Genomic DNA, 13,691 nt, shown 5'->3' with positions numbered 1-13,691 from the left:
GTGACTGCAACTGAAGCGCGGCGGTGAACAGGTGAGAGGTATCCATGCCTCCAACCTACCCGACCGGCATCACCCCACCCCAAACCACCCACCATAAACAGCGAAAGGCCTACAAATCTTCCACCAAACAGTTGTTCGGCTCAAAGGTAACGGAGAGTAATCCGGATATGGATAAAGGTTCCGCCATTTACTATGGCCGTGAACTTCAGTTGTTCACCTATGCACGGGCGGCGCAGCGTAATACTGATGTACCGCTTATTGGTTTGTTCTTTGTACCGATTCGGCGTAAAAGCGACGGTGTCAAACCAGTAGCATTTTCGGATTGGATTACCACAAGGACAAAGGGTCCCCTGAGCGACGGTACGGCAGCATTGTTCCAAGATGATGCATGGGCCTCGGCTTGGAACATGGGATTGGGCAGTGGTGCAACCATCGTGAATCCTTGGGTAACAAGTGCTCCTGAAGTTTGGGCTCAGGTCGAAGATGACGAATTCAACGCTATCTGTGATTTCGTACAGATGAAGATTCAAGAAGCTTGCGAGAACATCATGGCCGGGAACCTACCAGTGCAGCCGTATAAAACCTTGGATCCAGAGGCGAAGGACGGTGTGATGCGCAGCTCGTATGCGGATGTGATTGCTCTAGATATGTTGAACGGTGAAGCCTTCCACTACGAAGATCCGATTGCAAAAGACGCGCTCATTCATACGGCCATGACGATGGTTCAGAAGAAGTAAGGGGGATAGTTGCTATGAATAAGAATACGCATGTGATTAATGCTTCCGCTGGTACTGGTAAGACCACCCAGCTGCTGCAAGACGTGCTGCTTGATTTGCTGGAGCGCAATCGTAGCGCCGCTAGCCCGCAGTCGATTCGCGCCTCTTTGGTGATTACGTTCACCGAAGCGGCTGCGGCGGAAATGCGTAGGAGATTGGAATCCAATCTTCGTTTTGCCATCGATTTTGCTACGGCTAATGAGCATTGCGACCCGCGGCACCTCATCAAAAATGATGATAAGTATGAAATCGGCGGCAATGATGGGGCATTGGCAAAGGCAATACTAGCTAATTGCCCATTGGCATGCAGAGTGTTCACGCAAGCGCTCGCTGATTTGCCTGCCGCGCATATCAGCACCATCGATTCGCTTGCAAAATATATCGTTGATCGCAATTCCGAACTTTTGCCTCAAGTGGAGCCAGGGCAGCAGATACTTTCTGACGAAGCGATGCGCCATGATTTGCAACGACAGGTTATGGATGGTCTGTTTGAACAGTGGTATAGCGACAACGATAGCCATCATGCTGATTTCATGGACCTTCTGGAAAGCTTTGGCGGTGCCCGGAACGATAACTCATTACGCAGCTTGATGTTCCGCCTGTACGACACAGCGCTGACCAAACCAGATGGCCTCGCTTGGCTGCGTAATTTGAGCGAACCGTATGATCTGGTGTTCGTCGCTGATAAGCCTGTATATGGGGTGAGTGACGCGCTTGACCGACGTATCGACGCGTGTATTACCGAGTTCAATCGTGTGTATCCGGAGCTGCTGAAGCGAATTGACTTCATCGCAAAAACGTATGCTCCGCAATACCCGGAAACCAACTTCCCGGAGGACAGTCATTATTTGCGGTCACTTTCTCAGCTGGGTAATCTGCCGGAATTGATACGCAACGGTACATGGAACGAGCTGTATGCGCTTTTTCATGACGAGCAGGAACATCCTGATAATGGTCTGTATCATGCTGTTACCACAAATTGCACGCAGAGAACAGGCGTATTGAAAGACGTGTTCAAAGGCAAAGTTAATACTAAGTGTGAAGGTGTGAAGGAACTCGCCCAGTCGGTGGGTGACGTTCAGCAGCCCCTGAAGAATATACTCACGATATTCACTTTCACGCTGGAAGACACCAACCTGCTGTACGCGCGGATGAAGCATCGTTTGGATACGCAGGTTTGCTTCATTCATCTTTTGGATGATGCATACCGTGCTGAGAAAAAACGTATGCGATTGGCTGATTTCAGCGACGTGGCGGAATGGGCTCTTTCCATATTGCAAGAGCCGGAAGCAGCGCAGCGCATCCATGATCAGTGGCGTTATATCTATGTGGACGAGAGCCAGGATGATAATGCGCTGCAGAACGCATTCATCCAATACGTCAGTAGTGAAGCGGACAAGCTCACTATGGTGGGTGACGTCAAACAAAGCATCTACGGTTTCCGTGACGCTTCTCCGGAGGCCTTCAAGGAAATTTGCGATCAGGTGCCGCCTGAGCATACCAGCCAATTATGGGTGAATTATCGTTCAACGCCGGAAATCATCACGTTTGTGAATGCAGTGTTCGATGGGTTGATGACTCACGACATGGGCAAGGTGGATTATCGTGCTGAGCGGCTGCATATACAAGCTGATGTCCACGCTGATGAGTCAGCGCAGGATACGCCATTCCACAGTGATGCAGTGGAACTGCTGCTGTGCTTGCAAGGCGAGCGAGTGGAGAACGGTGACGAGCCCAGCAGTAACACACCGGAACCCCAGATGAAATCTCAAGGTAATTTGCGTTGCGCGCAAAGTCAGCTGCAGGTGGACATGATTGTGCGCCGTGTGCAGTCATTGATTGCTCGGGAGGGCTATTCGTACGGTGACATTGCGATTCTTTCGCGTGGCGCCACCTATTTCGGAGATCTCGCGGACCGGTTGCAGGCTGCCAATATTCCGGTCGAAGTGAAAGGTGTAGGCGATTTCTACAAGAAGCCGGAGATTACCCTGACGCTCAACTGGCTGAGAGTCATTGCCAATGCGCATCAGGATATTCCACTGGTCACTGTGCTGCGATCATTTGGCTTTACTGATGACGATCTGGCGCGGTTGCGCATGCAGACGAAGGGTGGATTATACGGGCAGATCTGGGTAGCCAGTGAATTCAAGAATCAGCATGCGAAAGTTGACATGCAGTCTGGTGCAGACAATGCAAATGACACGAATGATGCCAACCCTGAAGATACTGCGACCGACTTGGCGCATACATGGCGCACCCAGGGATTGACTGACAAATGTCAAGCATTCTTGAATCTTCTGAATGATATGCGTGACTTTGCCTCCAGTCATCCGCTGGATGAACTGTTATGGCATCTGTATGCAGTAACAGATTTGTACGATTACGTGGGCTTGCTGCCGGAAGGTGCGCAGCGCAAAGCCAATTTGGAGTCGCTTTGTGCCAAGGCCAGGACCTATGAATCCACACATGGGCATAATCTTCGTGCATTTCTTGATGCCGTGGAATCTTGGGCAACGGATGCTAAGGCGGGGGAGGAGGCCTCAACGGTTCCCACCAAGAACGCCGTGCATATCATGACCATTCACAAGGCTAAAGGTTTGCAATGGCCGGTAGTAATTGTGATGAACGCTTCAGGTGATTTGCTGAAAAACGTGAAGCAAACATCTGTTCCTGTGGTGGAAAAGCCGGGCGTACGTTATGGCATCGCCGGCATGAATGTAGTTTTCACGCGCCATGAATACAGATTAGGTACTTTCCAACGCGATGATGTGATGGAGGAGTTGAAGCGTAAAAGCGTGGAAGAGGAGCTGCGCCTGCTCTACGTGGCATTGACCAGACCGAAGAAGAAGCTCATCATCGTGGCGAATGCCAAGGAATCCAAAGATAATCCGAATTCGATAGATATGCGAAAGATTATCGGTGACGCTTCAGTGCGAGAAGTGGATTCTGTCTGCGGTCCGCGCAAGGCGTTATCAGTACAATCGTTGGTTTCGTCTTCTCAGTATCTGTCTTGGATTCTTGGGGGAATGCTTGCGTGGCAGCAGTCGGCAGAGCCGGGTGCGGTCACTCAGATTCCAGATGATTGGCAAGATATTCATATTGACGGTGAGCCTCGAGTCATTGTGGTTCCTCAAAACCCTGATGATTCCGATTCACAGACCGCACAGCAAGGCATGTGCATTACGATTTCCGCTCATGCGGATAATCCTGAACCGCAGACCGAGATGACCGCGAATACGCCAGGATATTCATACACCAAGAAGCGTATGAATATTGAAGCTCAACGCCCCGAGGTAGACGGAGACAGTTTGCCGCGTGTGCCAGCGGCCGTCAATGCTTCCGGCGCTCGCTATTGGATGGCTAATGCCGCCCAGCAGAATACAGGTGATGAAGATAGTGATGTTGCAGATGATTCGGCAGAAAACGTGATTGTGGACGCTAAAGATGACTGGCGCCGCATGGACTTTGCCTTGCCGGACTTCATGGTAGCCGAATCCACCAAGCATGAGGCTTCTCCTGCCGAAGTAGGCACCGGCGCGCATAACGTGTTGGAAATCTTCGACTGGGAGCGCTCGGAGAATGCTGAATCCTGCCGTGCTGGCATTGAATCAGCTATCAACCAATTGCTTCACAAACATCTGATTGCGCCAGCCGTGGCTGAAACCCTGCGAGGTGAGACGATGATGGCGAATCTGCTGTGGTTCGTCTCAGGCGGGTTGGGTGATAGTGCACAAGTAGTTGCTGACGAAAATGAAACCGTGAGTGCGGATGCTCTGAGAAGGCTTACTGCACGAATCCGTTCCAACCCAGCCGATTTACACAGGGAAGAGCCGTTCACCATGCTGATTGGAGCGCATGAATTGGCAGTCTTCAATAGCTACAACGCGAATACTGATGATTCGGCGGATTCGGATACAGTGTCTTCGCTTTCTTCCATGAAGAACGAGGAGATCGTAGTGCGTGGTGTTATCGATGGTTTCGTCGTCGATGATGCAACGAAATCCATCATATTGTTCGATTACAAAACCGACCGGGTACAACGTGGTGAGTCTCTTGATGCTTGGCAGAAACGTCTTGCCGACGATTACCGAGCCCAGCAAGATCTTTACGCGCGCGCCTTGGAACAGCGCTACTTTGGCTACCGGGTCACCGATCGTTGGCTTATCGGTTTGGCCGGGCATCGGCTGATTGATGTGAGCTGAGCAACATGCGTTGAGCAATATGTGCAGACTAGTTGTCCAGGCGCCCATAGAGAAAAAAGGCTTTGAACCGAACAATTATGTTCGGTTCAAAGCCTTATTATGCGCTCAGCCATCGGTAGAAGAATAATTCCATGGAGTATGGCACTGCTGCTGATATTCCGTGCTGTCATTCGACTTACTTCTCGAAGTCATCGATGGTGATACCAAGTCCGCTGAAGTCGAGCTTGTCGAGTGCGACGGGTTCCATGCTGTCGATAAGATCGTCCTCGTAGAACCAAGGACGGCTGACGATTTGGTAGCCGTTAAGCATATCCTTGTCTTCGTCGGGATTTGTCAGATTAAAACGGTCCGCAAGGTTCCATGCTTCGTCTACGCTGCCCAACCATGTGCCGTTCATCGCGTCCGGTTCCCATGCGGCATCGGTGCCGTCGAGATCCGGATCTGAGAGGAACGCGTGGTCACGGCTGCGACGGACGGCGTATTCAAGTCCGGCTGCCTTGGCGCCTTCTGGCAGGTCATCAGTATCCGGTGCAATCAGAATGATGTTCATGGTCATGGTGTTTTCCTTCCTTCTTCCTCGTCCAGAGCCTTTCTCTGAACGTCTATCTTTTTCTTGCCAACCAGCCTTTCCGGATGACACCATGATTAACCGGACAACTTCCTCATAGGATTGGTTTTCTTTGTTTTATGAGGCGTGTCGCAACGTTGTGGGGATGCAGGAGCCATGCTGACCTAAGTCTCAACTGTGTTTGCTGAATTCGGTTTTACCAGTTGAGCGTTTCGATAAGGGTTTGCCTGATTATTAAAGATGAATGGCTGAAAGATTCCGCTGCCCGAAGAAAGGAGAGCCCATTATCGTTTAATGGTTTTCGCTCCGATGAGGTTTTCGGATGGTTCGGGCGCGAACATCTGGCGCAGATATTCTAAAGCCTTAGCTGCATCCGGGATGCCGGTCAGATACATATTGGTTGCCTGCTCGGCATCCAATTCGAATAGAAGAATATGCTTGGGAAAGCCCTTGTCGATATTGTTCATAAACTTTAGCGACACCTGCCCTCGCTGTACAAGCAGGTATCGTTCGCTTGAATCGCCTTCATCTTCCAGTGCTCGCTGGGACGGTAGGATGAAGGCGTTGCCCAAGATGCCGATTGGGCCGGTTGCATTCTTGTCTTCCTTGAGTGGCAACTCTTGGTGCAAGGCCATCATATAAAAGTATTGCTTGATGAGATCACCGATGCCGGGCTGACCGGTTATTTGACCGTTCTCCGAGTCTGAATACTTGTATTCGGGCATATAGTATTTGGCATCCAGAATGTAAATGGAAGATTGAGTATTCAACTCCGCAGTGTTGATTACATCCGGTATAAGAGTGGACGAATTTGCCTCTGCTGTGGTGCCCTCTCCTGGGATGTCATTCTCTTGCGCGGCTTTTGCTTCGTCGGCGTTTGCATCATTGACAGCCTGACTAGTGAGATTCGAGCTCGAATTCCACTCCAATTGCGGGAAGAATTCCCACATGGGTTTTGGCAAAGTGATTCGTTCGTCATGGTGGAAGATTTGTTGGCAAATGTCTTCCCACACGCGATCGAACGACCCTGTGCCCTCAGCTAGAATACTGCTCCTGTCCGCAGGACTGTAATTCCTGAGGTAATTGAGCATGTTGCTTAAGAGCAGTTTCTTTCGTGTCTCGAACTGAATGCTGAGCTCCTGCTGCAAACGGCGCACCAGCATTGCAGTATCACCGACATCGTCCAAGTTCTTATGTGAGTTCCTGACAAGTGGCATGTGCAGAATCCCGTTCAGACCGGTGCTTTCTATGAAATCGCTGATTTCGGTGAGCATTGCCAGTTGTATGCGCGCTATGAAATTGGACGATTCACGGGTCCGTCGCGAGGTGATAAGTTCCATATACGCTGGTGAATCGTTGCTCATTACTGGAGTGATCTGGCCTATGGTGCGTGGCCAATCGATTTCACCTTCGCCATTGAATTCCCGTATTTTCCGTGAATTCGTGTATGGCCCATTCTGTGCATAGTCTTCTAGCAGGAACCGATACAGTCCAAGCTGGTTCTGCACAATCGGTTGTTGGATGTCTGCCGGGCTGAAGGTAATTTCATCCTGCTTGGTCGGGTGAGAACTGAGATATTTGTGTATGGCGGTAAGTACCTCGATGAGAGAGGCCGCTGCAGGCTTAGCTGGAATATGCTCCTTGGGCTCATACGTATAGTACTTCGGTAGGATCGGAAATAGAAACCCGTCTATAGCGAGGACTCCCACATAATTAAACCGGTAGCCGCCTTTGACACTTTTCAGCAACGACTTTTGGCCTATTCTCATACTGGAAAGCATATTGATAACGGAAGTGGTGGCATCGTTTAACTGCTCATCTGACGCATCGTAAGTGGGCGTTTCTGTGCTAGGTAAGCCACTCCTGATTCGTGCTTCGCAAATCTGCTGAGAAGTGTAACAGACTCCTTCAATGAAGAATCGACTGACCATTATGGTTTATTCCTCATCGCCTTGTGCAATCTGATTGTCCGATGTCGTTTCAGGATTTGGTGTGGAAGTGTCCTGCTGCTCAGCTCCTGAATTAGAAGCATCTATTTTTTCGTTCTTTTGTGCTTTATCGACCGTTGTCAGTCCTTGGAAAATGCCGTAGTTAATTTTATCCCAAGCGTCGAAAAGCTTCTGCAGTGAAAGCTTCTTTCCGGTTTCACTGAGAGTGCCATTAATCACTTCGGTATTGAATATCTTTGTCGGATGATACTTCGCGGCATCTTCGAAAAGGTACATGATGACCTTATTCTTCATAGCCTCGTCGAATTCAGGAGTGCCGAACTCGAGATTAATATTTCCTAGGAAAAACGGACCCATTTGCTTGTCTTCGGGTATATCGGCATTAAGCAAATTTTCATTAATTGCTATGCGGTATTTTGTTACCCAATCCTGGTCTTTTATGATGTCTTTTCCCTCGTCAATGCTGACGTATTTGAAATTCCAGCGACGCTTGAATGCGGTATCGAGAGGAAATACGCCTTGATCGGCGGAGTTCATCGTGGCCAAGATATACATATTCGACGGTATGGCGATTTGAGAACAATCATCTTGGCCGGTCAGCCTTTGAAGATTGTCCCGTCCTTCTGTTGTCAGGCTGGTAGGTTCGCTTGCTGCTTCCTTATGACTGAGATACTCGCGAAGGTCTTCACTGACCGTGATAGCGTATTCGCTTTGGCCTTCGTCGTTGCGGTCGAGCAACTGGAACGCGTCGCCGAATACGGAAGCAGCTTCGGCTCGGTTCAATTCCTCGATGACCAAAGCATATGGCTGATTGGGGTCATTGAGCGCACGAATCAATACGCGGGTAAAAGGCCCGGGGCGGAACTGATACTCAATCGTACTAATGTCTTTTCCGCTCCTATTTGTGACTGTTATCGGCTTGTATGACCCAACAAATTGCGAATGCAAGTAGTCCGCGTAAAAAGTAATTCGCTCATATCTATTGGTGAAATAGTTCTTTACCAACTCATTGAGTTGGTAGCTTTTACCGGTACCTGGAGCTCCAAAATAAATTAAATTGTGAGATATTGGGATATTGTTTGATTTAACCTGTGAATATATATTTTGTTGAACATCTGATAGAAATTCATTGTATGCCAATAAGGCTGATGATAGATTTTTGTGGTCATCCTTCCAGTCTGAATTAGAATTATTCTTACTTTCGTATCCGAACTCAAGTAATTTATTATACATAGAATTAATAATATCTTTATTGTTTATTTTAAATAAAGATGTTTTAAATAGATTATTGCTATCTAGTGTTTTTTGATTATTTGACAATCGATATTTATTGGGGTTGTAATTATCTAGCACAGAGGCATAATTACTTGCAGTGCTTGCTGCTATCTTTTTGTGTTCAATTGACCATTGTATGAATTGTTCTTTAATCTCTTCGTTGAAGTTTTCTTGTGTCATTTTTATCCTTGACTTGTGTGTTTTAAGCATTTATTTTTGTGGGGTGCGTTTTTCTTATAAATGACATACATCCCACGACTAATGTGAACTATAGTGACTTCACTTTTCGAGGAGGTCTTTGTATGAGATGGGCTGCTCATAGCGGACGTTGCCGGCGCGTTAGAAGTCGTTGAAAAGCCTCTTGGCGCAGGCGATTTTGCCGTTTTCGACGGTGTCTGTGACAAAGACAAATGTTTGATGCCACCGTCCAGTGGGTCATCGTTTTTGCTCCTTTTTGATCTGTTCAGTTATCGAAGTTCTTGTTCACGCGTAGTGTCAGCTGAGGCTTTCCTTGTACGGAAGTATTGCTAGACAGTCCGCTGCCATTGGAAACGACGAGGATATTGCCGAACGACAAATCATGCAGCTCTTGTACGGTCAATCCAATCTCCTCACTGATGGTATTGGACGAGAGACCCTTGTTGCGATTGGTTTGTGCAACAAATGAAAACACCTTGGACCGTTCTGATGCAATGCCGTTCGGTTCGGAAGATCTGTAACCTTGTGCAGTCAATGCCGAACAAGTTTGTCGGTATTCCCAATCAGTGAGCCTTCGCAATTCATGAGCGCGACGGGTCATCGCCATCGCTGAGACCTTGAAATATCGTTTGCCTTTAATGATGTCGGCAATGCTCGCATGTGTGGGGATAACTGCTTTTACGCGGCGTTCTGGCATCAGTAGATTCGCTGCAAACTCGTGTGCTTCCGACTCCACATCGCGGCTGGCGATATTTTCGGACATCGAGCTGGCGTGCAGTAGTAGATGTCCGAGCTCGTGCGCGATATCAAACCGCACACGCTCAGCAGTTTTTGAGGCATCAACTGCTACATACGGTACCGTGTCAAACATGAAGCTGAACGCATCCACCTCCTTGCCTACGGAAGGCAGAGTAAATAGGCGAACGCCATGAGCTTCGGCAAGACCTGTCATATCGGGGAGGGGATTTTCCCCATATCCCCAATCGCCACGCAATGCTGTGGCTGCTTCGCACGGGGTCCAAGCTGCGCCATCCTCCACTGGTAGTGTGCAATCAGGAAGACGGAAATGGCGCTCAATCCATCGGAAGAACAATAACGCATTCCGGCCATGACCGACTGCTGACTTGCGTTGTTTCACCGTCGACTTGCGCAGTGAACGGAACCACACCTGTTCCTCGGATAAATCCTCAATCGCAGGTGCGTCTGGCAGTGCTGTAAAGAAAGACGGCATGACACCCAGCGCTTCTGCCAGGACTAAAGCTTGAGAAGCGGGCGCGCCATCTTCCTCATAGTTCGCAATCGTGCGTGACGTGACATGCAGAAGATTGGCTAGCTGGACCTTGCTGAGTTCCGCTGTCTCTCGGGCACAGCGAATACGTTCCGGATTAAGTGATAATCGAGCGTTGCTTTCAGCGTGCGGAAATGGCGACGGCAGCATCGTCATCCTCGTTACGCTCATCGTCCCGGACCTCCATGATTTGATTGTTCATGCCGATCTCGCCAAGCACAATACGCTTGTCCCATCCTAAAATTTTACCGTCATCGCTCACTCCGGTTGGAAGCGACACTTCTAACCTGACAGCTTCATTATCCGCGTCGCGATGGAACAGTAGCAGCCACAGTGTCTGAGGACGCTCCTCCACGGCTTCGGACAACTCTCCAAATTCTAGTTGCTGTGGAACATGATTCGTGTTCTGCTGCAACTCCAGCAGAGTGAACGTACCAAGGGGTTTCTTCAAACGAGGGGAGCCGGAGATGCGTCCTGTTGCTGTGGTTCCTTGTGCGAACGCCAAGGCCAGTCCATCTGAGCGGTGTGCCCTTGGTGAGGTGTGGTTATCGTCCTCTCGGTTGGCACTCCAATCGTCAAAAGTATCCAGCTCGGCGCGAATCTGTTCCACGAAATGATGATAGAACCTTGAACCTGCCGCACTTAATTGTGAATGCATGTCATCGGTTTCGCGAGCTCCACGCAATGCCAGCAATGCTGCATCCCTTAGCGTTTGTGCAGGAAAACCGAAAATACGAGCAAACTCTGTATCTGAGGATTCTCCGGTAAATACACGGCTGTTGTTGGCGAAATCGATTTGAATTGACATGCCCAAGCTCTCACTTTCTTGTTTGAAACCGGAAAATATAATGATATCGTAGCAGGAGATGGGGATTATTCCGATGAATCGACTGCAGAAAGGAGGGGATTATGACGGGGAAGAATAAGACGCGTAAACAGTCGGGGCACGGCAATTCCGGCAAAGGGCGTTACAAGTCCGCAATCACGGGCCGCTTTGTAACCAGTCATTATGGTAAGGGTCATCCGAGAACTACATATAAACTTGGCGATTGACAGATGGGGTGGGCCATCGAACAAACGATGGCCCACCCCATCTGCTATGGAATCAGCCTACTGCTGTGACTAGCAATTCCTTGCGAGGTCGGGTCATGGCAACATACAGCAGGTTCCGCTCCTGCCTGTACAGCTGGTTCAGTGCCATCTCATTATTGGCGAACTTGTGTACCAGTCCCGCTGGCGGACACTGATTCACATCGGCAACGACGACATAGTCAAATTCCAATCCTTTGGCGCGATACATAGTGGCCACACGAATGCCTGGCGTTTGAGCCATATCTTGAGTTTTATTATCCAACTTCAGCGCCTTATATGAAGTTCTTGATAGCAACGCTTCCACCCAATCATCCGCATGTTGATTGTCGCGCACGATTATGCAAATGCCTTCCGGCTTGGCAGCAGGGTCTTGCTCCAGTCGTTTATCGATCCATTCGTGCACGCGATGGAATTGAGCATCCCAACTCTTGCAGCGTATTGCTTCGGGCCATTCTCCATGAGTCAGTGAGATCCCGTCTCCAAAGATTTCTTGCTGGGCTGAGTCCTCGAATACGCCGGTAAGCGAGTACTCCAGCTGATCGGCGTTCTTGTCCTTGGAAACATTGTCAGAGTCGTTCAGCGCTTGAAGATGTTGAGCCGACTTCATTGCCTGCACTACGTCACTTATTGTATTGGCGCCGCTAGTTCGCCCAACGCTTTCCGCAGCTGTTTTGATTTCATTCGTCGTTCGATAGTTGACCTTGAGCCTGAAACTGCGTCCGGCAATCGGAATGCCACATTGTTTCAAAGAGACGCGATTGCCGTATAGCTGCTGGTGATTGTCGCTGGTGATGAACATATCATTGGCATGATGACCGACCATACTGCGGAGTAGACGATACGCCGATGCACTGAAATCCTGGCCTTCGTCGATTACCACGAATGCGAATTTATGGTCTGAGTATGGTCCATCAAGGAGCTTGGCGGCGATGTGCATGGCATATGTCTGATCGTATTCCTTGCGCTCATCCATCAGCTGACGATACTGTTCCACGATGGTCCATATGGATTCACGCTGCGACTCGGTCAGGCGTTCACTTCGCCCTCGCCGGGATACTGCAAGATATTCGTTCATATCAGTGATGCCGTTTGCGAGAATTACCTGCTCCCATTCCTGAACGAAGAAATCGATTGGCAGTCCCAACACGGATTTATCTGTAATGGCTGATTTGGCTTTTAGCCACAGGCTGGCGGTCTTGTACTGGACGCGGTACTTCGTGTTCTTACTCAGGAACGAGTACAGCCACTTGTCAAGATTGATGATCTCAATATGTGCAAGCTCGTTTTCGCTGCAGAGCAGTTTCATATTATCGAGAATGTCATCAGCCAGATTGGCGGTGTACGTAGTCAGCAGGACCTTGCGATTGCTGTTTTGTTTGATGAGATTCTGTGCCAGTCTACGCGCGCGATGCATGGCAACTACGGTTTTGCCGGTGCCTGCCCCACCGGTAACCCGCGCTGGACCGGAATAATCACCGTAGGCGATGGCGCGTTGCGTTGGATGCAGGAACACGCGCCACTGTGCCAGCGGAGCATTGAGAATTCGTTCGAGATCGTCATCATCGGTAAGCACGACAAACTGTTGTTGCGTGCCGTTCGAAGTGAGCATTGAACGCATGTTTCGCTCATCTTGATTGTCTCCGGCAGCTTCGATGAATTCCTGTGACGAATCCTGTTGTGCAAAACCATACGATATGTTTTGCTTGCGTTCGTCGGCGAGTAGTTCATTAATGTCATCCTTGCTATAACCTTCAAGGGCAAGATCAACGCATGCGCGAGCCTGTTCTGGTAGTAGGGAAGCCATAATCTTGGCAATTTCGATAGAAGGTGCGTATCGCAGTACGGAAACGCCGCTTTCAGGGATGCCGAATGCTGCGATGTCCTCATCGCTGAATTTGGTAAAGAGATCTCTGTATGAGCCATTTGTGAATCCATCGGACAGCAGTTGTGCCATTTGATTTGGATCGATGGATTTTTCCAACCGGATGGTATTGGTGACCATATCCGTGGTGAGACGATGCTTCGCCACCCAGTCGTAGGCGTCATCATGGCCTTCATCGATATGCAAAATCGTATAGGTGTTGGTCCGGGTTTCTTTGGCTACGATGGCGCGGCAGCCTTGATTGTTGATGCGAATGGATCGGATTTCACGGTCCTTCGTGTTTTTCAGAGGCTCGACGTGCAGACTTGGCAGCGTTGGATCGTCACGAAGTTGCTGGATAAAGGTGCGGAACGCTTTCTGCGTGCTTTTTTGAAAGGCATTCAGCTCGGCGAACGCGTTAAGGTACATGACGATGGTCACTGTATTCGAGTTAGCTTGCGACATGAGATTGTGATTTTCCT

At 49.4% G+C, this 13,691-nt stretch carries 9 protein-coding genes; 3 read left to right on the top strand and 6 right to left on the bottom strand.

Features of this window, described 5'->3' with window-relative positions; translation table 11 throughout:
* Window positions 1-44: 44 nt before the first annotated feature.
* A complete protein-coding gene (locus AC1AY0_RS07110) occupies window positions 45-737 on the top strand; it encodes a hypothetical protein (RefSeq protein WP_476524959.1) in 693 nt (230 codons plus the stop codon).
* Between the two features lie 14 nt (window positions 738-751).
* Window positions 752-4,978 (top strand): UvrD-helicase domain-containing protein, encoded by a 4,227-nt coding sequence (locus AC1AY0_RS07105; protein ID WP_476526105.1) that lies wholly within the window; start codon window positions 752-754, stop codon window positions 4,976-4,978.
* Between the two features lie 175 nt (window positions 4,979-5,153).
* Here the strand turns inward: AC1AY0_RS07105 and AC1AY0_RS07100 are convergent, their stop codons facing one another.
* From AC1AY0_RS07100 to AC1AY0_RS07080, 5 genes are all read right to left on the bottom strand, one after another.
* Window positions 5,154-5,534, bottom strand: coding sequence for a hypothetical protein (locus tag AC1AY0_RS07100; protein ID WP_476524957.1), 381 nt, complete (start codon window positions 5,532-5,534; stop codon window positions 5,154-5,156).
* Between the two features lie 296 nt (window positions 5,535-5,830).
* Window positions 5,831-7,477 (bottom strand): LlaJI family restriction endonuclease, encoded by a 1,647-nt coding sequence (locus tag AC1AY0_RS07095; RefSeq protein WP_476524956.1) that lies wholly within the window; start codon window positions 7,475-7,477, stop codon window positions 5,831-5,833.
* Window positions 7,478-7,483: 6 nt separating this feature from the next.
* Window positions 7,484-8,950 (bottom strand): AAA family ATPase, encoded by a 1,467-nt coding sequence (locus AC1AY0_RS07090; protein ID WP_476524955.1) that lies wholly within the window; start codon window positions 8,948-8,950, stop codon window positions 7,484-7,486.
* A 283-nt stretch (window positions 8,951-9,233) separates the two neighbouring features.
* Complete coding sequence (locus tag AC1AY0_RS07085; RefSeq protein WP_476526103.1) at window positions 9,234-10,427, bottom strand: XRE family transcriptional regulator; 1,194 nt, start codon at window positions 10,425-10,427, stop codon at window positions 9,234-9,236.
* Window positions 10,378-11,064, bottom strand: a complete 687-nt coding sequence (locus AC1AY0_RS07080; protein WP_476524953.1) for a hypothetical protein — start codon at window positions 11,062-11,064, stop codon at window positions 10,378-10,380. The genes AC1AY0_RS07085 and AC1AY0_RS07080 overlap by 50 nt, the downstream gene beginning before the upstream one ends.
* Before the next feature lie 101 nt (window positions 11,065-11,165).
* Between AC1AY0_RS07080 and AC1AY0_RS07075 the strand changes: the two genes are divergently transcribed.
* Complete coding sequence (locus tag AC1AY0_RS07075) at window positions 11,166-11,309, top strand: hypothetical protein (RefSeq protein ID WP_476524952.1); 144 nt, start codon at window positions 11,166-11,168, stop codon at window positions 11,307-11,309.
* Window positions 11,310-11,361: 52 nt separating this feature from the next.
* On the opposite strand, the gene AC1AY0_RS07070 is transcribed toward AC1AY0_RS07075, so the two are convergent.
* Window positions 11,362-13,674: a UvrD-helicase domain-containing protein gene (locus tag AC1AY0_RS07070; protein ID WP_476524951.1), complete on the bottom strand. Its 2,313-nt coding sequence runs from the start codon at window positions 13,672-13,674 to the stop codon at window positions 11,362-11,364.
* Window positions 13,675-13,691 lie beyond the last annotated feature (17 nt).

Source organism: Bifidobacterium sp. LH_416, from assembly GCF_056357055.1.
Note: the sequence above shows the minus strand (reverse complement) of the source record. Positions and strands in the feature narration are given on the sequence as shown.

Excerpts from the sequence above, each read along its gene's own strand:
- AC1AY0_RS07110 (WP_476524959.1), top strand. The coding sequence starts at position 45 with ATGCCTCCAACCTACCCGACCGGCATCACCCCACCCCAAACCACCCAC.
- AC1AY0_RS07105 (WP_476526105.1), top strand. The coding sequence starts at position 752 with ATGAATAAGAATACGCATGTGATTAATGCTTCCGCTGGTACTGGTAAG.
- AC1AY0_RS07100 (WP_476524957.1), bottom strand. The coding sequence starts at position 5,534 with ATGACCATGAACATCATTCTGATTGCACCGGATACTGATGACCTGCCA.
- AC1AY0_RS07095 (WP_476524956.1), bottom strand. The coding sequence starts at position 7,477 with ATGGTCAGTCGATTCTTCATTGAAGGAGTCTGTTACACTTCTCAGCAG.
- AC1AY0_RS07090 (WP_476524955.1), bottom strand. The coding sequence starts at position 8,950 with ATGACACAAGAAAACTTCAACGAAGAGATTAAAGAACAATTCATACAA.
- AC1AY0_RS07085 (WP_476526103.1), bottom strand. The coding sequence starts at position 10,427 with ATGAGCGTAACGAGGATGACGATGCTGCCGTCGCCATTTCCGCACGCT.
- AC1AY0_RS07080 (WP_476524953.1), bottom strand. The coding sequence starts at position 11,064 with ATGTCAATTCAAATCGATTTCGCCAACAACAGCCGTGTATTTACCGGA.
- AC1AY0_RS07075 (WP_476524952.1), top strand. The coding sequence starts at position 11,166 with ATGACGGGGAAGAATAAGACGCGTAAACAGTCGGGGCACGGCAATTCC.
- AC1AY0_RS07070 (WP_476524951.1), bottom strand. The coding sequence starts at position 13,674 with ATGTCGCAAGCTAACTCGAATACAGTGACCATCGTCATGTACCTTAAC.